The organism is Kistimonas asteriae, assembly GCF_018263925.1.
Taxonomy (GTDB): Bacteria; Pseudomonadota; Gammaproteobacteria; order Pseudomonadales; family Endozoicomonadaceae; genus Kistimonas; species Kistimonas asteriae.
In genome coordinates, this window is sequence record NZ_JAEVHF010000011.1 from 25568 (window position 1) to 48890 (window position 23323).

Here is a 23323-nt window from a genome sequence, read left to right on the forward strand (position 1 = left end):
CAATACATACGCAGTAACATGGTTGAACACGACACTTTGAACGCACAACCCACCGGGGCATCCGCCCGCCAATTCGACCTTGAGCCCATCGACGCTCACCGTTTCGCCCTCCTATGCGGCCAATTCAACGAACACCTGAAGCAAATTGAGCAGCGCCTTGGCATCCGCATCAATAACCGCGGGAACCATTTTGAGCTGGCGGGTAATGAACAGATGGTCGATGCCGGGGAAGATATTCTTCGCCAACTCTATGCCGAAACCGATGGCGCCGATGACCTATCTCCGGAAACCGTGCACCTGTTCCTGCAAAATGCCTCCGTTGAGGCCGTTATTGACGGCAATGAGATTGTTCACGATCTCAATACCCTCTCTCTGAAAACCCGTAAGGGCCTGATCAAGCCCCGAGGCCCTAACCAGCAGAAGTATGTTCGTACCATTCTGGAAAACGATATCAACTTCGGTATCGGTCCGGCTGGCACCGGCAAAACCTACCTGGCAGTAGCCTGTGCTGTGCAGGCGCTGGAAATGGAACAGATCCGTCGTATCCTGCTGGTACGTCCTGCCGTCGAAGCTGGCGAAAAGCTGGGCTTTCTGCCTGGCGACCTTGCCCAGAAAATCGATCCTTACCTGCGCCCGCTCTATGATGCGCTCTATGAAATGATTGGCTTTGAGCGAGTCGCTCGGCTGATCGAAAAGAATGTCATTGAAGTTGCACCGCTAGCGTATATGCGTGGCCGCACACTGAACAATGCCTTCATCATTCTGGATGAATCCCAGAACACCACCGTTGAGCAGATGAAGATGTTCCTGACCCGGATCGGGTTTGGTTCCACGGCCATCATTACCGGGGATATCACCCAGGTCGACCTGCCCCGCGGTACCCGCTCGGGTCTGGCGCACGCCATTGAGGTGCTGGAAGGCGTACCGGGTATTGGCTTTACAATGTTCAACTCCCGCGACGTTGTCCGGCACCCACTGGTCCAGAAAATTGTCGAGGCCTATGACCAGCACGATCGCATTCAGCCGTCCCACAAGGTCAAGGGTACCGCCTGATGACCACCTGCATTGACCTTCAGATCGCCAGCGATAGTGAGAACTTGCCCGCTGAAGCAACCCTGACGCAGTGGGCCCAGGCCGCCATCGGCAGCGCCCGCGATGAGACTGAGATCAGTATCCGGATCGTCGATGCAGAGGAAGGCGCCGAACTGAACCAGACCTGGCGCCACAAGCAGGGTCCGACCAACGTGTTGTCCTTCCCGTCAGATCTACCGGAAGAGCTCGGGCTGCCGCTGATCGGCGACCTGGTGATCTGCGCACCGGTCGTCGAACGGGAAGCCTGGGAACAGCAGAAAACCCTGGAAGCCCACTGGGCTCACATGGTTGTTCACGGAACCTTGCATCTGCTCGGTTATGACCATATAGAAGACACAGACGCCCTTGAAATGGAGGCGCTGGAAACACAGGTTCTGACAGGACTGGGCTATCCCGCCCCTTACGCCATGGACGAGCTTTCTCCGGAAACCACTTAAAGAAGACAATGAGCGACGACCACCCCACCCCGTCCCAACAGCCCGCCAGTCAGCAGCCTCTTGCCACTGGCTCTCACCACCAGAAGAACTGGCTGGACCGGCTGAAGCAGGTTTTCTCCAACGATCCCAAGAACCGGGAAGAACTGCTCAACCAGCTACGGGACGCCGAACACAGTGAGCTGCTTGATAGCGAAGCCCTGCAGATTATTGAGGGCGCCATCCAGGTGGCGGACATGCAGGTCCGGGAGGTGATGATCCCTCGTTCCCAGATGGTCTGCATCCGGGCGGAAGAGACGCCGGAGCAGTTCCTGCCGGCGCTGATTGAGTCCGGCCACTCCCGGTTCCCTGTGATCGGCGATACCAAGGATGAAGTGCTGGGCGTCTTGCTGGCCAAGGACCTCCTGCCGCTGATCCTGGACAAGGGGAGCCGTCGCTTTACCATCAAGGATCTGCTGCGCCCTGCCACAGTCATCCCGGAAAGCAAACGTTTGAATGTGCTGCTGCACGACTTCCGCACCAACCGGAACCATATGGCGATCGTCATTGATGAATACGGTGGCGTGGCGGGTCTGGTCACGATTGAAGACGTCATGGAACAAATCGTCGGCGACATTGAGGACGAATATGACGTTGAGGAAGACAGCTTCATCAAGCCGTTGAATGACGGCGAATACGTGGTCAAGGCGCTAACGCCGATTGAGGACTTCAACGAGCACTTCAACAGTGACTTCAGTGAAGAAGAATTCGATACCATTGGCGGTATTGTGATGCAGCAGTTCGGTCACCTGCCCAAGCGCAATGAAACCATCACCATTGATAATTTCTCCTTCCAGGTACTGAATGCGGATAACCGCCGGATTCGTCTGCTGCGGGTAACATCCGCCCAATGATCAGGTTCACCCCCCGGGTCGGCCATTTGTTGGCCGGCCTTGTCGGTGCCTGTGCGACACTGGCGTTCAGCCCCTTTGATCTCTGGCCGGTCTTCCTTCTGGTCAGCGCTGCGGTCTTCTGGCTGATGCATGGCCTGTCGCCGAAACAGGCCGCCTGGCGCGGCTGGTGCTTTGGCGTGGGCTTCTATGGCGCGGGTGTTTCGTGGGTCTATATCAGTATCCACAACTTTGGTAGCGCACCGGCACCGCTGGCCTTTGCCTTTACCGCCCTGTTTGTTATGGCTCTGGCTTTGGTGTTCACGGCGCCGCAGTTTGCCCTTTATCGCTGGCTCTGTCGGCGTATCAATCGTGAAAACAGTTGGCCACCCGTGCTGCTATTCAGTGCCACCTGGGTGTTATTTGAGTGGATCCGCAGTTGGTTTCTCACGGGCTTTCCCTGGCTTTATGGCGGCTACACGCTGATGGATACGCCACTGGCCAGCTGGGCACCTGTGACTGGCGTCCTTGGCCTGTCACTGTTATTGGTGCTGTTTGCCAGTGGACTGACACAGTACCTTCGCTACCGTCATGACCGCACACTACTTGCGATATTGATCGGTACCGTCGCCCTTTTGCTACTTAGCGTGCCACTTCAGATCATTCAATGGACCCAACCGGTCAAGGGACAAACACTGTCATTTGCTGCTGTCCAGGGCAATATTTCCCAGGATCTGAAATGGAAACCGGGGCACCTGGATGACACGATTGAAACCTATCTCAAGCTGACCCAACCTTTCTGGAATCGGGATATCGTTATCTGGCCTGAAAACGCCATACCCACGCTCTATCAGAACGTCCCGGCACTAATGGATCAGCTGGATGCGAAGGGAAAAGAGGCCCACACCAGCCTGGTGCTTGGCATGCCCTGGTATGAAAACGACCGCTTCTACAACAGCATCATCAGCCTGGGTACTGGCGATGGCCATTACTTCAAACAAAAGCTGGTGCCTTTCGGTGAATATGTCCCCTTTGAATCCGTACTGCGCGGCCTGATTGCCTTCTTCGACCTGCCCATGTCATCGTTCTCGCTCGGCAGTGACAACCAGCCCCCTCTTCAGATCGCCGGACACCCCGTTGCGGCCTATATCTGCTACGAGGTTGTCTACCCAGATTTTGCTGCTGCGCTGGCCAGGGATACCGGCTTCCTGATCACCATCAGCAATGACACCTGGTTTGGCACCTCGATTGGTCCGTTCCAGCATTTCCAGATGGCTCGCATGCGGGCCCTGGAAACCGGACGCTATATGATTCGAGGGACCAATGACGGCATCAGTGCATTGATTGATAAGAAAGGTAATGTCGTCAACCAGATCGCACAATATCAGGCAGGCGTGCTTGATGGTGAGTTACCAATAATGACGGGGGACACGCCGTTTATGCGCTTCGGCTCATGGCCGGTGCTGGCGTTCTGTCTGCTATTGCTGCTTGCCAGCCTGCAACCCTGGCGGTCTCGCTAACGCATGACCGCCAGCAGGGCGCCGGTGACCGTGTTGTTCAGCTTGCGCATTATTGGCGAAGAATACAGCTGGATGTAGGCCTTCAGCTGGTTGTCGGACATGTACCGGTAGATATACAGCATCTGTGCGGTGAGCATATCCCGGTACTGTTCCCGGTAGTTTTCCATCTGACGCCGGGCAGCATCTTCCATCTGCTTCTCAGTGATTTCCGTTTTACCCAGCTTTTCCATCATGATGCGTGAGGCCATCAGGGCACCCTGGATCGCCATTTCCAGTGTCAGATCAACCGCATCGGTGACATCAATCAGTTCACTCACCAGACCGACCCGAGAACTGCGTGGCGGTTTGTTTTCCAGACGCTGGGCAATGTATTGCTGCATCTGGCCAATGCCAGCTGGCTGGTAGGCCCGTCCTTCCAGTTCCCAAGCCCGTTGCCAGATGGGGTCATCCATAATCCCGAGAATCTGCTCCAGCTGTTGCACAGACAAATCGCGATCAAGATGATCCAGCACAATACCCCGGACGCGCTGATCTGAGAATTTCTCTTTCAGGCTCTGGTCCAACAGCACCATCATCTTGCGGGTCGCCTCATCCGCCTGCTGGACGTCATCACCAAATAATGCCCGGGCATCAGCAAAATTGTTTTGCATCCAGTCCAGCTGCATCTTGAGACCTGAACGGTGATACAGGTCGTTAATCAGGGCATTCTTGTCCGCCGCAGCACTGGGCGTGCCGGTAAAGACAATGAATAAAAAGAAGCTGGTCAGCGATAACTGTTTACATACGTTTCTCATGTGCAGTCCCTGCAGGCTGGATCCGTTTTCCGGTCAAACGTCCCTGTCATTCAATATCGAGAGCCCTGTCTATCTATTGAGAATATGTAGCAGACTGGCAGTTTTCCAGTTTCCCTGGCCAGTTCGTTGTCAAAGCAAGATCTTATGTCGTCAAACCGTCATAATGCGATGCTTACAATAAGCCATCACGTTAACGATCAACGCCCCCGGACGCGAATAACATGGCCTTGGCAATATTTGATCTTGACCATACCCTGATTAATGGCGACAGCGCATCACTCTGGGCCGAGTTCTGTGTGGATGCAGGGTTAATGGATGATCCGGACTTTCTGCCTCAAAGTGATAATCTCTATGCGGATTACGAGGCCGGTACGCTTGATATCCATGCATATATGGCCCACAACCTCAAACCGATTATTGGTTATACCGATGAAAAGCTGGCCCCTTTGCTATCAACCTTTCTTGAGTCGGTGATTGAACCCTGTATCTACCGTGAAGGTGAAGCCCTGCTTCAGAAACACAGAACACAGGGGGATACCTTGCTCCTCATCTCCGCAACCGGCGCCCACCTGGTAGAAGCCATTGGGCGAAGACTCGGGGTCGATGTCATCATGGCCATTGATCTGGAAAAGAATGCACAGTGTTTTACTGGAAATATCACCGGCATCCCCACATTCAGAGAAGGCAAAGTTGAACGTTTACAGGCATGGCTACAGGCGCATAATGCATCAATGAACGATAGCTGGTTTTACAGCGATTCCTTTAATGATCTGCCACTGCTTGAACAGGCTACGTTCCCGGTTGCTATCAATCCGGATTGCACACTTCGTGGTATTGCAGAAAGCCGGGGATGGTCGATTATGCGGCTGAATGGCTGATGTCTTTAAACAGATATGCGCATCAACCATTTACATAGGCGAGCGTTTCTTTACCATGATCAGTAGAGAAGCAGCATTGCGAAGTGCATCTATCAGGAAAGACCCTCTTCACACTAAAACATCATTCGTTAGCTATCGACTTATGGGTAAGCGTCACAAAAGAAAATGTGGCAAAAATAGCATATAGCGAGTATGCAGAAACCATCGCGGTAATTTCAGAAAACCCGTAACCAAATGCCAGAAAAAATGCAAAAATAGCAAAAATAGCAAAAATAGCAAAAATAGCAAAAATAGCAAAAAGAATGTTACGCAATAGAATCGCATCAACCAAAGGAATAACAAACAGGACAGCCAAGAATACACACACCTTTTTCAATGGACACTTATTGACAACAGACCTATAGAGATAAAAGCCTGAAAAATAAAAAGGAGCATGCAGCACTAAGTACAATATCATATCTCCTGTTTCAGATAATAAATGACCGCCAAACGCATCCAATACCAAAAATTCTTGCTCAAGTGAATAGTTAAAAACAAAAAACGAATACACTAAAGAAAACAAAAACAAGAGCAAACCTGAAACATTGGATTTTATAACATTCATAGTTAGCCTCCATGCTTGTTATTCATTGTAGAATAATGATTTCAGTGCATTAACCATCATTTACCCAGCTTTCCCTTCAACGAAGGGTTACCAACGCCTATTTAGCACATGCCATGCTATCGAAAACATAAAAAACCATTTTCTTAGATAAAACTCTTCGAAATCAATGTGGCTTGCTTAACTATTCTCACGGCACCTGTTTACTATTGAGGTGCGCTATGAAACGGTTGTTTTCGCTGGCCATTGCCACTCTTCTGTGCCTGCCATACTCGACTGGCAGCCTGGCAGGGAGTCGGCCAAACTCTCATCCTCTAACCGCCACACTACCTGATTACTTCGGCGCCAAAGAGCGTACGATTAAACGCGTCATCTTTTTTGGTGACAGCCTCACAGATGACGGCGGGAGCAATTCCACCTATCAGTTGCTCAAGGTGCTGAATGACCAGGCTGATACGGCTTATCTACAACCTTATATTCATCGCTTCCTGCGAGATTATTTCCAGTTCTATGAAATGCTTTGCCATGTTGTGTCGTGTACCTGGTATGAAAATGAATTACTCGACAAGTTTGTGGATCTGACCAAGCAACTCAATATCCCGGTGATTCCCTCCGCCCCTTATGCTGACGGACGATTTAGCAACGGTCTCATCTGGGCTGAACACCTGACCCAGATGATGGGTTTGAGCACACAGAACCCTGAGCAGTATGTGAATCGTTCCCACGGTGGCAGCTGGAGTCTCAGCACACGGGATAAAATCGGCAACTTCAGTGATTTACAAGGCGGCAGCTTGTTAAAAGTCGCAGAACAATTAGTCTCAGGCAGCCTGATTCCTCCCAGTGCAGAACTGCTGGTCAAGGCGTATATCCGGAAATACCCGGAATTTGATGACGACGACATGGTGTTATTCTTCTTTGGTGGCAACGACTATCTCAATATGTACGATGACCCCGCCGACGTTGTAGAAGCCCAGACCCGCAGCATTGAAAAACTGATCAACCATGGGGCTCAGCACATCGTCTGGTCCAACATGCCCGATATCTCCAAAGCCCCGCGCTACCTGAAAATGGATTACCCAACCCGTGACCAGGTGCAGTTCCTGATCAGCCGACACAACCAACTCCTGCTCACCACCTTGCAAAACATGCAGAAACGCTATGAAAAAGAAGGCGTCCATATCCATATGCTGGATACCCGCGCCCTGTTCTGGGATGCCCTCAATAACGCAGACAGCCATGGTCTGACAAATACGACTGAACCCTGCGCCAAGGTCAGCCTGCCGGGCATGGACCGCAGTGGGCAAAGGTCGTTCCAGAGTGGTGGTGCCGTTGAAACGCTGGCGAAAAACGCAGCGGTCATCGCTCTCTCACCGGTGATCGACAAGGAAATCATGAACAACCCGCAGCTGGTGACAGCCTTCAGAGCCAACGAGGAAGCACCACAAGTCTGCAGCAATCCGGATGAACATGCGTTCTGGGATGATGTGCATCCTACCCAAAAGTTTCATTGGGTTTTAGGGAAAGGTATCTGTCACAAGCTGAAAAGTGTGGGTTATGCCTGCAGCAGTGATCAATATTAACAAAACAGATCACAGCAATGGCATCGTGCATGATGCCATTGCCTGTTTCATATCCGGTAACGGATTCGATACCACAACTGACCCACCATTTCATGCAGCGCCAACTGGCTTTTTACTAATTCCGTCACCGTTGGCAACCAGTCGCGCCAATTATGATGTCGCAATGTACGTAAGTACGCTGTCGGGGCTGTGACAACCTTGAAGCCCTGGTGCCGAAACACCCTGGCTGCACGGGGCATATGCAAGGCGTGGGTCACCAGGATGATACGGCTGATATTCGACTGCGACAGAATAGCGTGAGAAAAACGCCCATTATCCATCGTCGTCAGACTCTGATCTTCCTGCCAGCGTGTGGTGACACCAAAGTCTTTACGCAACACGCGATCCATAACCGCCGCCTCATTGATGCCATTGGCAGCGCCTCCACTGACCAGAATCGGCAACCCCGTTTGTCCGGCAACTCGGGCGGCAAAACGTAATCGCTGCAACAGCAATGCCGAAGGCTGGGGCAGCATGCCATAGTCCGGCGTATACCCATTGATACCGGAACCCAGCACGACAATGGCCTCTGGTGATACCTGTTGCTGGAATACACGGGTATCCAGTGCCGGTTGCTGCGTTTCCAGCCAACCCACCAGCCTGTCGGCCACCGGACGAATGGAGAACAGATACAGACTGCTCACCGCGATAAAAACGAGTACCCACGACGCTACCCGATAACGCCCCCAAAGGATGAGCGCCAGTATGAGCAGCACGATCTGGAGTCCGGGGGGCAGCAACAAGGTTTTCATCATTCTCTAACGTCCAGACACAATGGTGTGAGTAAACACGAAAGCCCATAGAGGGCAGACTGCCCCTACCCGCCGGGCAGGGACTGGGGTATCCTTGCCCGTTTGGAACCACTATCCTCAACAGGCTCCGGCCCTGTCCGGCTTTCCTGTCACCACTTTCTCCGGTCTGATCCGGAGAACAGGCAAACAGAGCAATGATGGAAGAGCATTATCACCCGCACAAGATCGAGGAAGCTGTCCAGTCCTACTGGGATGAAAACCAAAGCTTCTCCGTGACCGAAGACCCGAGCAAGGAAAAGTATTACTGTCTTTCCATGTTCCCCTACCCGAGCGGCCGCCTGCACATGGGGCATGTCCGCAACTATACCATTGGTGACGTTGTTTCCCGCTACCAGCGGATGCAGGGCAAGAACGTCCTGCAACCCATGGGCTGGGATGCGTTCGGCCTGCCTGCGGAAAATGCCGCTATCAAGAACAAAACAGCGCCGGCCCCCTGGACCTACTCCAATATTGAGTACATGAAAGGTCAGCTCAACCGTCTGGGCTTCGGCTATGACTGGAGCCGGGAACTGGCCACCTGCCGCCCGGAATACTACAAGTGGGAACAGTGGTTCTTCACCAAGCTCTATGAAAAAGGCCTGGTTTACAAGAAGATGGGAACCGTCAACTGGTGCCCTAACGACCAGACCGTACTGGCCAACGAACAGGTGGAAGATGGCCGCTGCTGGCGCTGTGACACCATCGTTGAGCGCAAGGAACTGCCCCAGTGGTTCGTCAAGATTACCGCCTATGCCGATGAACTGCTGAGCGATCTGGACAAGCTGGAGGACTGGCCAGAACAGGTCAAGGCCATGCAGCGTAACTGGATCGGTCGCAGTGAAGGTGTGGAAATGACCTTCCGCCTGGCCAACCTGATTGCCGGCGCTGCCGACAGCTTCACTATTTACACCACCCGTCCCGATACCCTGATGGGCGTCACCTACATCGGCCTGGCGGCTGAACATCCGATCGCCAAAGCTGCCGCAGAAAACAACCCTGAACTGGCGGAGTTTATCGCCGAGTGCAAGCGCAACGCCGTCTCTGAGGCCGACATGGCGACCATGGAGAAGAAGGGTGTGGATACCGGTCTGCGTGCCGTTCATCCCATCACCGGCCGCGAAGTCCCCGTTTGGGTCGCCAACTTTGTTTTGATGGATTATGGCTCAGGCGCCGTTATGGCTGTTCCGGCCCATGACCAGCGGGACTGGGAATTTGCCACTAAATATGGCCTGAACATTGAACAGGTCATCCAGCCTGCTGATGCATCAACCGACGTCGATATCAAAATAGCGGCCTACACCGAAAAAGGCATCCTGGTGCATTCCGCTCAGTTTGACGGCCTGACGTCTGAAGCGGCCTTCGACGCCATTGCCCAGCACCTGATTGATGCCAGCCTGGGCGAAAAACAGGTCAACTACCGTCTGCGCGACTGGGGCGTCAGCCGTCAGCGTTACTGGGGCGCGCCGATCCCCATGCGTTACCTGGAAGACGGTACCGAAGTGCCGGTTCCACTGGAAGAACTGCCGGTACGCCTGCCAGAAGATGTGGAAATGGACGGCGTCCAGTCCCCCATCAAGGCTGATCCGGAATGGGCCAAAACCAGCCATAACGGCCAGCCAGCCACCCGGGAAACGGATACCTTCGATACCTTCATGGAATCCAGCTGGTACTACGCCCGTTACTGCTGTCCGAACAACGATGAAGCCATGCTGGATCCGACTGCCGCCAACTACTGGCTGCCTGTGGACCAATACATCGGCGGTATTGAGCATGCCGTCATGCACCTGCTCTACTCCCGCTTCTACCACAAGCTGCTGCGCGACGCTGGCCTGGTCGACAGTGACGAGCCATTCAAGCGCCTGCTCTGCCAAGGCATGGTACTGGCAGACACCTTTTACACGCTGGATGAAAAAGGCACCAAGCACTGGGTTTCCCCCGCCGATGTTATCAGCGATCGGGACGACAAGGGACGCCTGCTCAGCGCCAAACACAAGGACACCGGCGAAACCGTTGAACACGCTGGCATGGGCAAGATGTCCAAGTCCAAGAACAACGGCATTGACCCACAGCAGCTGATTGACCAGTACGGCGCCGACACCGTGCGTCTCTACACCATGTTTGCCTCTCCGCCTGAGCAGTCACTGGAGTGGTCAGAGTCCGGTGTAGAAGGTGCACACCGCTTCCTGCGTCGTCTGTGGAAAATGGTCGCTGACCACCTGTCCGGCAATGATGCCCCGACTCTGGACAAGAATGCCCTGACCGCAGAGCAGAAAGACCTGCGCCGCAAGACGCACGAGACCATCAAGAAAGTCAGTGATGACTGCGACCGTCGTCTGACCTTCAATACCGCTATTGCCGCGGTAATGGAGCTGACCAACACAATCAGTCGTTTCAGCGATACCTCTGACCAGGGTCGTGCAGTGGTACGGGAAGCACTGGAAGCGGCCACCCTGCTACTGGCGCCGATCGTTCCCCACATCGCGCACAGCATCTGGCAGGCACTGGGTCATGCAGAGCCTGTGGTAGCCGCCAACTGGCCGGTGCTTGACGAAAGCGCCCTGACCCGTGACAGCATCACACTGGTGGTTCAGGTCAACGGTAAGGTACGTGCCAAGCTGGAAACCGCAGCCGATGCGGACAAAGCTTCGCTGGAGAAATTGGCGCTGGAACAGCCCAATGTGCAGAAATTCACTGAAGGCAAAACGGTACGCAAGGTGATTGTCGTACCCGGTAAGCTGGTGAATATCGTCGTCGGCTAAAACAGACTAAGCATCTGTGACTGGTCTGCATCATTGAGAACAGTCACAGATCTTCACATACCATATTTGATCGGTAGCTGATTCAATTCAGTACTCAAATACATAACAAGCAAGACTTACGATACAAAACGAAGCACCGAACTATTTCCGAAGAAATAGAGCTTACGACTCATACTCACACCGAATTAAACCACACACAAATAAAGCTGTGCTTTTATAAAAATAAAATGCACCCTGGAAGCGCTTAGTTTTTCATTCCACATTATTCATCGAACGACTGTATTATTATAAATAACATACTCAAATCAAAAAAATGTAAACTACCTATTCCACTAAACCAGCTCCTATTCGAAACCCGACATACCTTAATTTCAAGCTTGGTATACCTTAAAGCCTGGATCATCCAACTGACTTTGGATACCAGCTTGTTGGTACAGTGCTCTCCAGTCATCTTCAGAACGGGTAGTTTTCTGCTCAGTTCTACATGCCAAGATTCTTTCCAAGCCTCTGCTAGAAAGGAATGGTACCTTAACACCAACCATTTTCGCATTGCTAACCTTTGAATGAATTCCCTCATCATGTTTGACATGATAGTAAAGCTGACTGATAAAACGTTTACGTAACAAGCAGCAAGACGGCAAATAACTCATAAGTTTATCCCACCAGCTATTAGCAACATGTACTATTACAACATCTCGTCCATCCAACGTACCACGACGAATACGATAACGTTCTCCACTCGCCTGGCATAGTGCCAACTCATCCATATTATGCTCTGTCAATTTGACTTCTGTCTGAATATCAAATCGACTAGCAACATCAATAGAAAAACACTTCATTTTCATATCCTCCACACCAAACAATGGTACAGACCAATAAATAAACATTAATAAAAATCAATTAATAAAGAATAATCATCAGCGGATAGATTTATCTTTTTATTACAACTAATAACTTAGATACCATAACAAGAGCAGGGTTCCTGGATTGGTTATTTTTCAACCTCATACTATGGTCTAACTATCTCGCGTCTTTATGCTGAACGCACTCCTGTTTTTTCCATTCAGCGCTGTATAATGTCAGCCTTCAAGACCATCAATCAGCGCCCATTTACCGGAGTCACTGACAGCCAATGAGTACTCAGCGCAACTATTTTCTCTATCCCTTCGTGGTTCTGACCCTGCTACTGGCCGGTTGCGGCTTCCAGCTGCGCGGCCAGATGGATATCGCCCCGGAGCTCAAGACACTGGCGCTTACCAATACTGATCGGGTCTTCAATCAGGACCTGATCATGGTGCTGGAAACCAATGGCATCACTATCAGCGATGCGGCCGATTATCGCCTGCGTATTCTCTCCCTTGAGCGTGAAAACAAAGAGATCACGCTGTCTGGCGGTGGTATCGTTTCAGATTATGAGCTGACCGGCACCCTGACCTGGGGTCTCGAAACCGCCAGCGGCCTGGCCCTGTTCCCGGCGAAGGAAGTGCGTATGAGCCGTACCTACCAGTACAGCTATAACCACGCCACTGCCTCTCGCAGTGAAGAGGATCTGATTTGGAACGAATTGACCCAGGATCTTGCCATCAACCTGATGCGCCAGGTCTCCGCGATCTCCAGCGAACAGCTGGCGACACTGACTGCGGACGCCCGGGCAGCCGCTGAAGCGGTGCAGCAATAAGCCTATGAAACTCGGCAAACCCGAGCAGCTGGAGAACCAGCTCAAGTCCGGCCTGGCGCCCTTCTACATCCTCAGCGGTGATGAGCCGCTGCAAATTGAAGAAGGTTGGGACCTGATTCGCGCTAAAGCCCGTGAGTCCGGCTTCACTGAGCGAACGGTCTACCATGTGGATAACGGATTTGACTGGGGCGAGGTCGTGGAAGCGGCCAACAGCCTTTCGTTGTTTGCCGAAAAGCGCATGATTGAACTCCGTGTTCGGGAAGGCCGCTTTGGTGATGGCAAAAAGGTTCTGCAGGCCTGTGCCGAAAAACCGCCTGAAGATACCATTTTCCTGATCATCACCTCCCGCATCGACAGCAAGGCCAGTAAAGCCAAATGGTTCACGGCCATTGAACAGGCTGGTATCTGGGTTCCAGTCTGGCCGGTTGAACATCATCAATTGCCCGGCTGGATTACCCGACGCTGTCAACGCGCCGGGCTGAAAGCCGAACCTGAGGCTGTGACCCTGCTGACAGAACGCGTGGAAGGCAACCTGCTGGCCGCAGCCCAGGAGATCGAAAAGCTCCGACTACTGGCAGCGGATGGCACTGTCACCGTCGACACAATTCGTGAAGTCGTTTCTGACAGCGCACGCTATGATGTGTTTGGCTTGGTGGATGCCGCCATGTCCGGCGACACCCGACACGCGGTTCGCATCTTTAACGGTCTGTTGTCGGAAGGTACCGAACCGCCCATCCTGCTTTGGGCGTTGGCCCGGGAGCTGCGACTACTCAGCCATCTGTCCCGTAAGGTGAGCCAGGGTGTTGGATTGGAAGTGGCGATGGACCAGATTGCCCGCTCACACAAGGCCGTTCCCTTCATGCTGAAAAAGCGCAAGGCGCTTTATCAGGGCTGTATCCGCAAGCACAGCGAACGGAAACTGCGCGCCATGCTGGAACAGGCATCCACTATTGATGAAGCCCTGAAAACTGGCAGTAAGACCTGCAATCCAAAAGATGAACTGCTTGATCTGGTTTTATCACTATCAGGATTGGATATTCTGACAGCCTGACGTAAAGTGCGGCAAACAACCCAACCTGATATCTACACACTGAAGGGCTCCCCATGCCGCTGTCATCCTGGCTGTCTGTTGTCGCCATCTGTATGCTGGGCGCCATGTCCCCTGGCCCCAGTCTCGCGGTTGTTATTCGGAATACGATGTCCTCATCCCGCCGCATGGGCATGATCTCCGGGATTGCCCATTGTTTGGGGGTGGGTGTCTACGCTTTACTGGCTACGGCCGGGTTGGGTGTGCTGATTACCGGTAATCCGCTCCTGTTCAAAGCATTGACCTGGGGGGGCGCCGCTTACCTTGCCTGGCTGGGTATCAAGGCGCTCAGGGCATCCGGCACACCGGCATTGGCTGCCGGAAATGTCGCCGAAGAGCACGTATCCACCATCAAGGCTGCTCGTGACGGCTTCCTGATCTCCTTCCTGAACCCAAAAATTGCAGTCTTCTTCTTGGCGCTCTTCAGTCAGTTTGTCACTCCGGACATGGGTTGGCAGGCAAAAACGATCATGGCATTTACCGCGACAGCCATTGATGGCCTCTGGTACTGTTTCATCGCCGCAGTCGTCGGACACGGCGCCATTCTTCCGTTCCTGCGCCGTTATACGCTGTGGATAACCCGGGCAACGGGCGTACTCCTGCTGGCCGTCGCATTGCGGGTGGCATTTCTGTAAAACTGAACCAGACTTGCTGTCTCATTCCATGCGTCACGGCAAATGGTTATGCGGCAGTTTTTCCGATTCAGAGCGATTCTCATGGGGTGCAGTCGCGCCTTTCTGGCAGGTGCATCCAGCTACTATCAGGCATTTTATTCAGAGCTATTGCCTGAACCTGAGTCACAAGCACGAAGACAGGATTCACCGGCACCGGATCAGGAGAAACGGCCACACCACTCCCCCAGAGAAACGTGATGCCCCTCAGGATTCCCGGGCCAGCAGGTCAGTGACAATGGTCAGATCATTGATATGGTCATTGTCAGAATGCTCAAAACGCAATTTGACCCCCTTCCGGAGCCAGGTAGGCACATTGTAATAATCTTCCGATGACGCAGGCCGGGTTCGTTGTGAGCTTTTCCGTTGTTCTACCGATTCTCCGAAAATGTCGTGGTGGACACCTTCTATGACGGTCATCTGTTCTGCTTCTGTGACGATGCCCAGATAGCGTCCAGCTGCAAGGAATCCCTGGATATATTGTTCCTGCCGCTCAGACACCTTATTAATGGTATGAATAATGGTGTAATACTCACGCAGCAACTCTTCGAGTTTTTGCCAGTAGTGATTCTGATTCATAACAACAACGCTCCTGCAGCAGTGAAACAGGTCCACTGAAACCTTCCGGCAACAGGTTCAGGCACCATGGTCTATGGGGGTATCATAATAGTATCCGGTCTCTGACTGAAACTGGATACGGAATTATTGCCAGGGCGTTCTCACTATAGCCCGACGACTCATCCCAATGTCTCACTCAGGCGTTTTGACTCCATGATCGATTTACGCAGCGATACCGTGACCCGTCCGACACAACCCATGCTGGCCGCAATGATGAATGCGGAAGTGGGTGACGATGTGTTCAATGAAGACCCAACCATCCAATCACTGGAACACTACGCTGCCAATCTGTTTGGCATGGAGGCTGCACTCTTTTGCCCCTCTGGTACCATGACCAACCAGATTGCCATTCGCCTGCATACCCGCCCGGGCGGGGAAGTCATCTGTGATCAGTATGCGCATATCTACAACTATGAAGGCGGCGGTATAGCGGTTAACGCTCTCTGTTCCGTCAGCCTGCAGCAGGGGGAGCGGGGTCTGTTTACAGCGGCCGATGTCGCAGCCAGCATTCGTCGGGATGACGTTCATCACCCGGTCACCAGCCTGGTAGCTGTGGAAAACACCATGAACCGCGGCGGCGGCGCCTGTTATGACTTTGCTGAACTCCGCGCAATCCGTGAAGTATGTGATCAGCACAAAATTCCGTTCCACCTGGACGGTGCCCGCCTTTTTAACGCACTTGTCGCGAAAAACGAACAGCCAAAAGATTATGGTCGTTTATTCGACACGATCTCCATTTGCCTGTCCAAAGGCCTGGGGGCACCCGTCGGCTCTCTCCTGCTGGGTAAGCAGGAACACATTAAAGCGGCCCGCAGGATACGAAAGGTGATGGGAGGCGGTATGCGCCAGGGTGGATTCCTGGCGGCAGCCGGCCTGTATGCGCTTGAGAAAAGCATCGAACGGCTGGCCGATGATCATCGTCGTGCCCGTCTGATGGCTGATGCACTGTCCGACATGCCCTGTATCAAAGCGATCATTCCGCCGGAAACCAATATCGTTATCGCCACACTTCAAAAGCCGTTTACTCCGGATCAGGCACTTAGGGTCTTTAAGGCATTCGATATTGCGGCTGTGCCCTTCGGAGCTCAGGAAATTCGTTTTGTCACGCATCTGGATTTTGATGACAACCAGCTGGAAACATTCATTCAGAAACTTTCGGAGATCAATCACGCGATTGAGCAAGCCTGAGAAGCCGGCGGCCATAACAAGCTATGGCCGTCATATTTTCCAATCAATATCCGCATTGTCTCTATCGCTCAGACACCAATATCCTCGTTCCATAATTCAGGAAACAGGCTAATAAAATTCTCCATCAATTCAACACACTCCGGATGGTTGACGACCGTCACCTCGACACCACGGCTTTTTAACAGTTCTTCCTCGCCCATGAAGGTTTTGTTTTCCCCCACAACAACCCGGGGAATCTCATACAACAACATGGCGCCACTGCACATGGAACAGGGGGATAGTGTCGTATACATCGTGCACTCACGATAGACCGCCGCTGGCAAACGCCCCGCATCTTCAAGCGCCGCCATTTCCCCGTGAAGACAGGGACTGCCTTTTTGAATCCGCTGGTTATGACCTCGACCGATGATCTTATTGTCGTGAACCAAAACCGCACCGATTGGAATGCCACCTTCTACGCGACCAGCTTTAGCCTCGGCAATGGCGGCTTGTATGAACGGGTCAGTCATTGCTGTTTTCCTTTTCATACCGTGACGTTATCCCTGTTAACCATAGCGCTACCCACCGATGGTTCAAAGCGGAGTTCACCGTGCCGATCCTGAGGAGTGGTCTACACTGTGCTGCAGGCAATCTGTCGTCAGCCTGCGTGTTGTTGATGCAAGGCACACATTCACTGCTGACCTGTTGTCCCTTAACTTCCCAGCCAGCCACAAAGCGTGGCCGTTGTTTAATGCATTTGAGGTAAACGGCATGTTCAGGAAAGTTCTTATTCCTGTCGTTGCAGCAGGCTCTCTGCTCGCATCTGCATCTCAGGTTTACGCGCTTCAGGAAGGTGATTTCGCCATCAAGGCCGGTGCGTCCTACATCAAGCCGGATGACTTGAAAATCAAGATGAAAACGGGGAATCACGAACACTACAAAGCAACAACGGATGAAGAATGGACTATGGACATCAGTGCCCTAATGATGATGACAGATGATTTAGGCATTGAAGTGGGTACATTCTGGCCTGCAAAATTCACCAGCAAAGTAAAACATGAATCGTATAAAGTTGAATATGAAATGATGCCAATAATGGCAACCGCGCAGTTTTATCTTATGGATCGAAATGAACCCGTAAGACCCTACGCAGGCTTGGGAGTAGCGTTTACGCGCTTCTCCAGTGAAAAAGTTAAAGGGACGACGGGCAGTAACAAATTATCCGTTGATGATAACTGGGGCTGGACTTTCCAGGTTGGTGCCGTATTTGATATCGATGATCAAATATTCGTTGATGCTTCCGCTAGATACATTGCCATGGAGCTTGAAGGTAAAGCGTCAGGTCTCCCCAATACTGGAGGTACAGGGAAATTCAAGAAATCTGACCTTGATCCATGGGTCTTCTCTGTAAACGGTGGTATTCGATTCTGAACACTACGCGCTTTTATTTGCCAGCAGTCTTACCAAGAAGACTGCTGGCAAATGACTTAACCTTCCAACAACGTCACATCCCTGACTGCACCTTTATCGGCACTGGTTGCCATGCTCGCATACGCCTTCAATGCCATTGAGACACGACGAGGCCTTTCCTCAACGGGTTTCCAGGCCTTGGCGCCTTTGCTGTTCATAACCTCCCGACGCTGCTGTAATATTTCATCGGATACGACCACATGGATCGTACGTGCCGGAATATCAATACGCAGGATATCGCCGTTTTCGACCAGACCAATCGCACCACCGGCCGCCGCCTCAGGCGACGCATGCCCGATGGAAAGCCCGGATGTTCCACCGGAAAAGCGGCCATCTGTCAGCAACGCACAGGCTTTACCCAGCCCCTTGGATTTCAGGTAACTGGTCGGGTAAAGCATTTCCTGCATACCAGGGCCACCTTTCGGACCTTCATAGCGAATCACTACCACTTCACCGGGTTTGACCTGATCTTCCAGAATACTGCGCACCGCATCATCCTGACTCTCAAACACGTGCGCCGGGCCTTCAAACACCAGGTTGCTCTCATCGACACCTGAGGTTTTGACGACACAACCATCCACAGCAATATTGCCATAGAGAACTGCCAGTCCGCCTTCCTCACTGTAAGCGTGCGACAGTGAGCGGATACATCCTTCCTCTCGATCGGCATCCAGGTCCGGCCAGCGTGTCGCCTGACTAAAGGCTTCCGTCGTCCGGATACCGGCAGGGCCTGCCTGATAGAAAGTATGCACTGCCGGATCATCCGTTTGTACGATGTCCCATTTTTCCAGCGCCTCTTTCATTGAAGCACTGTGCACAGTAGCAACATCTGTATGCAGGAGACCGGCACGATCCATTTCGCCCAGAATGGCCATAATGCCACCTGCACGGTGCACATCTTCCATATGGTATTTCTGGATATTCGGTGCGACCTTACACAGCTGCGGGACACGACGGGATAAACGATCAATGTCTTTCATGGTAAACGGCACGTCGCCTTCCTGTGCCGCTGCCAGCAGATGCAGAATGGTATTGGTGGAACCGCCCATGGCAATGTCCAGACTCATGGCATTTTCGAAAGCTTCGAAACTGGCAACATTTCTGGGTAACACATTTTCATCGTCGTTTTCATAGTAACGACGGGTAATGTCCACAACGCGGCGCCCCGCTTCCAGGAAAAGCTCCTTTCGATCAGCGTGAGTCGCCAGCAGGGAACCATTGCCAGGCAAAGACAAGCCTAATGCTTCTGTCAGACAGTTCATGGAATTGGCGGTAAACATGCCAGAGCAGGAACCACAGGTCGGGCAGGCCGAGCGTTCATACTCATTAACGGTGTCGTCATCTGCATCTGAGGCCGCAATCACCATTGCATCCACCAGGTCCAGCTTATGCTCGGCCAGCTTGGTCTTACCCGCTTCCATTGGCCCACCGGAGACAAAGATCACCGGAATATTCAGGCGCATGGCTGCCATCAGCATCCCGGGCGTGATCTTGTCACAGTTGGAAATACAGACCAGTGCATCGGCACAGTGGGCATTGACCATATATTCCACGGAATCAGCAATAATGTCGCGCGATGGCAGGGAATAGAGCATGCCGTCATGCCCCATGGCAATTCCGTCATCCACGGCAATGGTATTGAATTCCTTGGCAACCCCGCCATGGGCTTCGATTTCCCGACAGACCAGTTGCCCCATATCCTTAAGGTGGACATGCCCGGGAACAAACTGCGTGAACGAGTTGGCGACCGCAATAATTGGCTTTTTGAAATCCTCGTCCTGCATTCCTGTGGCGCGCCAGAGGGCGCGGGCGCCGGCCATATTGCGGCCATAGGTCGATGTTCTGGAGCGGTACGCTGGCATGAACGGCAATTCCTTCAGTCAGGATGTTTTCTCAATTGTTCATCGTCCGGTGATCGTGCATGGTCCGGAATAATGCAGGCCGCTCCGTGGCTCAGGGAGAGGATACCAAAACTCAACGCAAGTCACCCCATCAATCATGATGACCGTTTCATCAATCTCGCAAAACACAACAGTTTTACAATGCGCATGACGCATTGATCACCACGCCATCTTTGTTTGCAGAGCTATTCTCTACAAGTCATTGATCAATGACTTGTAGAGGTAAAGCAACATGGACATCCATCCCAAGCTTCAAATTCTCCTGGACAAACAGGAGATCACTGAAATCATGTACAAGTTTGCCCGCTCACTGGATCGCGTTGACGGGGATTTGATGAAATCAACCTATTGGGAAGATGCGATTGAAGAACATCAGGATCCGATTTTTCCTGAACTCTTTTTTTATAACGACAATGCTTGGCAGTTTGTTGAACCGGCTATGGAAGGCTTCAGGCAACTAAAAGCCACCCAGCACCGTATCTGTAATCCTTTGATTGAGGTGAATGGCGATACGGCTACCGCAGAATGCTATGTCTGGGCGTATCATCTCCATGATGAAAACGGCGTCGATAAAGAAGGCATTCTCGGCGGCCGCCACCATTTCAGGTTTGAGCGGCGCAATGACGAGTGGCGCATCAAACATCGCTCCACCGTGTTTGACTGGAACCGGAATCAAACGTCTACGGCTGTCTGGAGCGACAAGTTTGACAGCAAATATCGTGGAAAACGCAACCGTTCTGATGACAGCTATAACTACCTGAAAACGTGTTGATGATATCGTTCAAATGCACATCTCCCGCAGGATGTGCATTTGAATACATCGTTTGCCCTAACGCCTGGACTGCACCATACCGTCAGGGCGCTATCGGGTGTTGTTCCAGCACTGCCCTGATATCGTCTGGAATGGTAGTGGCTCTCTTCTGGTCATAATCAAAGTGGATCATAACGGCTTCACCTTTCGCGCAACAGGCACCGTTTTGCCAGGCTTCATGACCGATCGTCATTGAAGTGTTACCCACTTTTAACAAACCGGTTCGTATCTCCACCTCGTTGCCGTATTGAAGTTCGGCAAGGAAATCCACGGTTATCCTTGCGATGATTAACCGCCACTTGTGGATATCCAGGTCAGGCGTAAACAACCGGAAGATCGGTTCCCGTGCCTTTTCAAACCAGACCGGAAGAACAGCATTGTTAATGTGACCAAGCGCATCGGTTTCACTGAAACGGGGCAACATAACTTCTGTAAACACAATCAATTCCTGTGCGGGTTAGGTAAGGTCTGTTACGGCGAGATTCTCCCAGGATGACCACTATACGGCTTTTTCATCCTGGGATTCCCGATAATGGCCAGGCGAACACCCTGTCCATTTTCTGAAAGCCCGTCCAAAATTACTGGGATCGTTATAATCCAGCCGCTCTGCAATTTCTTCCACGGTCAGCCGGGTATTACGAAGAAAATAGAGTGCCAGCCGCTTTCTTTCCTGATTCACCAGATTGCGATACGTCGTATTGTATTCCTGCAGTTGCCGCCGCAATGTCCTGGGTGACATGCCGAGATGATCGGCCGTCTGCTCCAAGCTGGGGATCACATTCTCCCGACTGCGCATAAACGTAAGCACCTGCTGTAACAGACCGGTTTCCAGCTTCAAACTATCCAGCATTTTGCGACACTGTCGCTCGGCGGAGGCCATGGTGATGGCATCCGCTGTGGGTAGCGGTACCGAAAGGTATTGGGCAGGAAAACGAAACTGGTTGGCTGGACAACCGTAATGCAGTACAGCACCGTCAAAGTCGATGGCTGCATGATGGCGGGGACGCTCACAGGCCAGTTGTATCTCCAGCACTGTCTGCGAGCCGCCGTACAGAAACCGCCTGATCACCTGATGGCTGGCAACAAACGCGTCCAGGTAGAAGACACGGTTAACACCCAGCGCTACGACTTCATCAAACTGCAGGATCGCCGTATCGCCATCCTGAAACAGTCGTACAGCAAGCAGCGGATATCGGGTCGCCAGATACCGCTCAGACACTCGGATGGATTCTTCCATACTCCGGCTGCTCATTGCGGCAGTGGCCAAGGCGCCATGGCTGGGCAGATTCAACTGCATGCCCAGCTGCCAGCCCAGCGATGCATCGCCGGTTTGCTTGAGAATGAGACTGACCAGGCGGTCGCAACGGTCAAAATCGATATGGCCATCGTCTGCATCCAGCTCTATGCGCCGGATACCCGCAGCATCCAGTACGGACGGTTCATCAATCCCCTGCTGTCCTGCCAGTGACAACAGGTGTCGAACATACGTGGTCGGAATAGCAATTGTGGTTCTTTTATTCTTCATGCCGTCGCCATGTGCTGACTGCCTGCCCGCGACCGATACAGGCGCATCAGGCTCCCCCAGCCCTTTCCGGCCCCAAATGACCTTGGGCTCTGCCGGTTCCGCTCTGTATTTTGCCTGACAGAATACACAGTATTGAGTAACAGACAAAAAAGATAATAACAGTCATCGGACCATGAACACACCTCACGCCGCCTCCAGATGCCCAAGACCGTCCCATGTCGACGTCAAACCCCGTCGCATGCAATTCGGACTCGACTCCCTGAAACGATACTGGCACAGCAATGATGCCTTCCGAAGCCATTTTTTTAATGGACTCTCCACCCTGTTTCCCCAGGGTGAACGTTTCTTTATTGATTCTGTGCGCGGTGTTCAGCACGAGATCACCGACCCGGTCCTCTTGGCTGAAATCAAGGGATTCATTGCCCAGGAAGCCGTTCACGGGCATGAACATGACAAATACAACAACCTGTTGCGCGAGCAGGGATACGACATTGACAAGCTGGACCGCCACCTGGGTTTCTGGACACGACTGGGCCAGAAGCTGATGACACGAAAGCAGCAACTGGCCACGACCTGTGCCGTGGAACACTTTACCGCCATCATGGCCAACGCCATGATGAAATACCCTCAGGACTGGCTGGGGGATGCGCCGGATGCCATGAAAGCAATCTGGCGCTGGCATGCCATTGAAGAAACCGAGCACAAGGCGGTCTGCTTTGATGCTTACGAGGCCGTTGGTGGCGGTTATTTCACCCGGATCCTGATGATGATCCAGACCACCATCCACTTCAGCTATGTCACTACTCGCCATGTCTGCCACTTCCTGGCACGGGATGGCGTCTTATTTAAAGCCAATACCTGGAAAAGTGGTTTCCAGTTCCTATGGGGAAATCCGGGACTAATCCGCCAGATCTTCAGGGATTACATGGATTACTACCGACCCGGCTTCCATCCATGGCAGCATGACAACAGTACGCTGATCGACGAGTGGAAAGCCCAACACGAAGAAAAATATTCCGTTCGCCCCGCCGCCTGATC

The 23323-nt window shown here is 52.5% G+C and carries 23 protein-coding genes; 14 read left to right on the forward strand and 9 right to left on the reverse strand.

The window, feature by feature from the left end; all coding sequences use genetic code 11:
- Positions 1-18 precede the first annotated feature (18 nt).
- Genes KHS78_RS13090 through lnt form a run of 4 tightly spaced genes read left to right on the forward strand, consistent with a single transcriptional unit; the run spans position 19 to position 3915 of the window.
- Positions 19-1053 carry a PhoH family protein gene (locus tag KHS78_RS13090; protein WP_211828922.1) on the forward strand — a complete coding sequence of 345 codons (1035 nt, stop codon included), beginning with the start codon at positions 19-21 and terminating at the stop codon, positions 1051-1053.
- Positions 1053-1529, forward strand: a complete 477-nt coding sequence (ybeY, locus tag KHS78_RS13095; RefSeq protein ID WP_211828923.1) for an rRNA maturation RNase YbeY — start codon at positions 1053-1055, stop codon at positions 1527-1529. Before KHS78_RS13090 ends, ybeY begins: the two co-directional genes overlap by 1 nt.
- Positions 1530-1537: 8 nt before the next feature.
- On the forward strand, positions 1538-2419 hold the full coding sequence (locus KHS78_RS13100; protein WP_211828924.1) for a CorC family transporter: 882 nt from the start codon (positions 1538-1540) through the stop codon (positions 2417-2419).
- Positions 2416-3915, forward strand: coding sequence for an apolipoprotein N-acyltransferase (gene lnt, locus KHS78_RS13105; protein WP_211828925.1), 1500 nt, complete (start codon positions 2416-2418; stop codon positions 3913-3915). Before KHS78_RS13100 ends, lnt begins: the two co-directional genes overlap by 4 nt.
- On the opposite strand, the gene KHS78_RS13110 is transcribed toward lnt, so the two are convergent.
- The gene (locus tag KHS78_RS13110; RefSeq protein WP_211828926.1) at positions 3912-4709 is read right to left on the reverse strand and encodes a hypothetical protein; all 798 of its coding nucleotides are present in this window, start codon (positions 4707-4709) and stop codon (positions 3912-3914) included. The two genes, lnt and KHS78_RS13110, sit on opposite strands and share 4 nt — an antisense overlap.
- 221 nt (positions 4710-4930) lie before the next feature.
- Here KHS78_RS13110 and KHS78_RS13115 point away from each other — a divergent pair, with 221 nt between their 5' ends.
- Entirely contained in the window at positions 4931-5587 is a 657-nt protein-coding gene (locus tag KHS78_RS13115) for an HAD family hydrolase (RefSeq protein WP_211828927.1), read from the forward strand.
- Between the two features lie 121 nt (positions 5588-5708).
- Here the strand turns inward: KHS78_RS13115 and KHS78_RS13120 are convergent, their stop codons facing one another.
- Positions 5709-6191, reverse strand: coding sequence for a hypothetical protein (locus KHS78_RS13120; protein ID WP_211828928.1), 483 nt, complete (start codon positions 6189-6191; stop codon positions 5709-5711).
- Between the two features lie 218 nt (positions 6192-6409).
- Between KHS78_RS13120 and KHS78_RS13125 the strand changes: the two genes are divergently transcribed.
- Complete coding sequence (locus KHS78_RS13125; RefSeq protein ID WP_211828929.1) at positions 6410-7768, forward strand: SGNH/GDSL hydrolase family protein; 1359 nt, start codon at positions 6410-6412, stop codon at positions 7766-7768.
- A 47-nt stretch (positions 7769-7815) separates the two neighbouring features.
- Here KHS78_RS13125 and KHS78_RS13130 read toward each other — a convergent pair whose 3' ends face one another.
- Positions 7816-8562 carry a YdcF family protein gene (locus tag KHS78_RS13130; RefSeq protein ID WP_211828930.1) on the reverse strand — a complete coding sequence of 249 codons (747 nt, stop codon included), beginning with the start codon at positions 8560-8562 and terminating at the stop codon, positions 7816-7818.
- Positions 8563-8756: 194 nt separating this feature from the next.
- Between KHS78_RS13130 and leuS the strand changes: the two genes are divergently transcribed.
- Complete coding sequence (leuS, locus tag KHS78_RS13135; protein ID WP_211829068.1) at positions 8757-11357, forward strand: leucine--tRNA ligase; 2601 nt, start codon at positions 8757-8759, stop codon at positions 11355-11357.
- A 371-nt stretch (positions 11358-11728) separates the two neighbouring features.
- Here leuS and KHS78_RS13140 read toward each other — a convergent pair whose 3' ends face one another.
- Complete coding sequence (locus KHS78_RS13140) at positions 11729-12196, reverse strand: hypothetical protein (RefSeq protein ID WP_211828931.1); 468 nt, start codon at positions 12194-12196, stop codon at positions 11729-11731.
- A gap of 293 nt (positions 12197-12489) precedes the next feature.
- Here KHS78_RS13140 and KHS78_RS13145 point away from each other — a divergent pair, with 293 nt between their 5' ends.
- The 3 genes from KHS78_RS13145 to KHS78_RS13155 are packed head-to-tail and all read left to right on the forward strand — an operon-like array spanning position 12490 to position 14757.
- Positions 12490-13035 carry an LPS-assembly lipoprotein LptE gene (locus tag KHS78_RS13145; RefSeq protein WP_211828932.1) on the forward strand — a complete coding sequence of 182 codons (546 nt, stop codon included), beginning with the start codon at positions 12490-12492 and terminating at the stop codon, positions 13033-13035.
- Positions 13036-13039: 4 nt separating this feature from the next.
- Positions 13040-14086, forward strand: a complete 1047-nt coding sequence (gene holA / locus KHS78_RS13150; protein WP_211828933.1) for a DNA polymerase III subunit delta — start codon at positions 13040-13042, stop codon at positions 14084-14086.
- Positions 14087-14139: 53 nt separating this feature from the next.
- Complete coding sequence (locus tag KHS78_RS13155) at positions 14140-14757, forward strand: LysE family translocator (protein ID WP_211828934.1); 618 nt, start codon at positions 14140-14142, stop codon at positions 14755-14757.
- 243 nt (positions 14758-15000) lie between these two features.
- Here the strand turns inward: KHS78_RS13155 and KHS78_RS13160 are convergent, their stop codons facing one another.
- Positions 15001-15372 carry a hypothetical protein gene (locus KHS78_RS13160; protein ID WP_211828935.1) on the reverse strand — a complete coding sequence of 124 codons (372 nt, stop codon included), beginning with the start codon at positions 15370-15372 and terminating at the stop codon, positions 15001-15003.
- Positions 15373-15564: 192 nt separating this feature from the next.
- Between KHS78_RS13160 and KHS78_RS13165 the strand changes: the two genes are divergently transcribed.
- On the forward strand, positions 15565-16599 hold the full coding sequence (locus KHS78_RS13165; protein WP_211828936.1) for a threonine aldolase family protein: 1035 nt from the start codon (positions 15565-15567) through the stop codon (positions 16597-16599).
- A 68-nt stretch (positions 16600-16667) separates the two neighbouring features.
- Here KHS78_RS13165 and KHS78_RS13170 read toward each other — a convergent pair whose 3' ends face one another.
- Complete coding sequence (locus KHS78_RS13170) at positions 16668-17108, reverse strand: nucleoside deaminase (RefSeq protein WP_211828937.1); 441 nt, start codon at positions 17106-17108, stop codon at positions 16668-16670.
- A 58-nt stretch (positions 17109-17166) separates the two neighbouring features.
- On the opposite strand from KHS78_RS13170, the gene KHS78_RS13175 reads away from it, so the two are divergent.
- Positions 17167-18009: an OmpW/AlkL family protein gene (locus tag KHS78_RS13175; RefSeq protein ID WP_211828938.1), complete on the forward strand. Its 843-nt coding sequence runs from the start codon at positions 17167-17169 to the stop codon at positions 18007-18009.
- A gap of 56 nt (positions 18010-18065) precedes the next feature.
- Here the strand turns inward: KHS78_RS13175 and ilvD are convergent, their stop codons facing one another.
- Positions 18066-19910: a dihydroxy-acid dehydratase gene (ilvD, locus tag KHS78_RS13180; RefSeq protein ID WP_211828939.1), complete on the reverse strand. Its 1845-nt coding sequence runs from the start codon at positions 19908-19910 to the stop codon at positions 18066-18068.
- 271 nt (positions 19911-20181) lie between these two features.
- Between ilvD and KHS78_RS13185 the strand changes: the two genes are divergently transcribed.
- On the forward strand, positions 20182-20721 hold the full coding sequence (locus tag KHS78_RS13185; protein ID WP_211828940.1) for a nuclear transport factor 2 family protein: 540 nt from the start codon (positions 20182-20184) through the stop codon (positions 20719-20721).
- Between the two features lie 82 nt (positions 20722-20803).
- Here KHS78_RS13185 and KHS78_RS13190 read toward each other — a convergent pair whose 3' ends face one another.
- Both KHS78_RS13190 and KHS78_RS13195 read right to left on the reverse strand, forming a co-directional pair.
- The gene (locus KHS78_RS13190) at positions 20804-21199 is read right to left on the reverse strand and encodes an acyl-CoA thioesterase (protein ID WP_211828941.1); all 396 of its coding nucleotides are present in this window, start codon (positions 21197-21199) and stop codon (positions 20804-20806) included.
- A gap of 60 nt (positions 21200-21259) precedes the next feature.
- Positions 21260-22285 carry an AraC family transcriptional regulator gene (locus tag KHS78_RS13195; protein ID WP_211828942.1) on the reverse strand — a complete coding sequence of 342 codons (1026 nt, stop codon included), beginning with the start codon at positions 22283-22285 and terminating at the stop codon, positions 21260-21262.
- A gap of 172 nt (positions 22286-22457) precedes the next feature.
- Here KHS78_RS13195 and KHS78_RS13200 point away from each other — a divergent pair, with 172 nt between their 5' ends.
- Positions 22458-23321, forward strand: coding sequence for a metal-dependent hydrolase (locus KHS78_RS13200; RefSeq protein WP_211828943.1), 864 nt, complete (start codon positions 22458-22460; stop codon positions 23319-23321).
- Positions 23322-23323 lie beyond the last annotated feature (2 nt).

Coding starts and splice junctions, on each gene's coding strand:
- KHS78_RS13165 (WP_211828936.1), top strand. CDS start 15,565: ATGATCGATTTACGCAGCGATACCGTGACCCGTCCGACACAACCCATG.
- KHS78_RS13175 (WP_211828938.1), top strand. CDS start 17,167: ATGGTTCAAAGCGGAGTTCACCGTGCCGATCCTGAGGAGTGGTCTACA.
- KHS78_RS13090 (WP_211828922.1), top strand. CDS start 19: ATGGTTGAACACGACACTTTGAACGCACAACCCACCGGGGCATCCGCC.
- KHS78_RS13160 (WP_211828935.1), bottom strand. CDS start 15,372: ATGAATCAGAATCACTACTGGCAAAAACTCGAAGAGTTGCTGCGTGAG.
- KHS78_RS13185 (WP_211828940.1), top strand. CDS start 20,182: ATGGACATCCATCCCAAGCTTCAAATTCTCCTGGACAAACAGGAGATC.
- leuS (WP_211829068.1), top strand. CDS start 8,757: ATGGAAGAGCATTATCACCCGCACAAGATCGAGGAAGCTGTCCAGTCC.
- lnt (WP_211828925.1), top strand. CDS start 2,416: ATGATCAGGTTCACCCCCCGGGTCGGCCATTTGTTGGCCGGCCTTGTC.
- KHS78_RS13110 (WP_211828926.1), bottom strand. CDS start 4,709: ATGAGAAACGTATGTAAACAGTTATCGCTGACCAGCTTCTTTTTATTC.
- holA (WP_211828933.1), top strand. CDS start 13,040: ATGAAACTCGGCAAACCCGAGCAGCTGGAGAACCAGCTCAAGTCCGGC.
- KHS78_RS13170 (WP_211828937.1), bottom strand. CDS start 17,108: ATGACTGACCCGTTCATACAAGCCGCCATTGCCGAGGCTAAAGCTGGT.
- KHS78_RS13155 (WP_211828934.1), top strand. CDS start 14,140: ATGCCGCTGTCATCCTGGCTGTCTGTTGTCGCCATCTGTATGCTGGGC.
- KHS78_RS13100 (WP_211828924.1), top strand. CDS start 1,538: ATGAGCGACGACCACCCCACCCCGTCCCAACAGCCCGCCAGTCAGCAG.
- KHS78_RS13125 (WP_211828929.1), top strand. CDS start 6,410: ATGAAACGGTTGTTTTCGCTGGCCATTGCCACTCTTCTGTGCCTGCCA.
- KHS78_RS13140 (WP_211828931.1), bottom strand. CDS start 12,196: ATGAAGTGTTTTTCTATTGATGTTGCTAGTCGATTTGATATTCAGACA.
- KHS78_RS13115 (WP_211828927.1), top strand. CDS start 4,931: ATGGCCTTGGCAATATTTGATCTTGACCATACCCTGATTAATGGCGAC.
- KHS78_RS13120 (WP_211828928.1), bottom strand. CDS start 6,191: ATGAATGTTATAAAATCCAATGTTTCAGGTTTGCTCTTGTTTTTGTTT.
- KHS78_RS13200 (WP_211828943.1), top strand. CDS start 22,458: ATGAACACACCTCACGCCGCCTCCAGATGCCCAAGACCGTCCCATGTC.
- KHS78_RS13145 (WP_211828932.1), top strand. CDS start 12,490: ATGAGTACTCAGCGCAACTATTTTCTCTATCCCTTCGTGGTTCTGACC.
- KHS78_RS13130 (WP_211828930.1), bottom strand. CDS start 8,562: ATGATGAAAACCTTGTTGCTGCCCCCCGGACTCCAGATCGTGCTGCTC.
- ybeY (WP_211828923.1), top strand. CDS start 1,053: ATGACCACCTGCATTGACCTTCAGATCGCCAGCGATAGTGAGAACTTG.
- KHS78_RS13195 (WP_211828942.1), bottom strand. CDS start 22,285: ATGAAGAATAAAAGAACCACAATTGCTATTCCGACCACGTATGTTCGA.
- ilvD (WP_211828939.1), bottom strand. CDS start 19,910: ATGCCAGCGTACCGCTCCAGAACATCGACCTATGGCCGCAATATGGCC.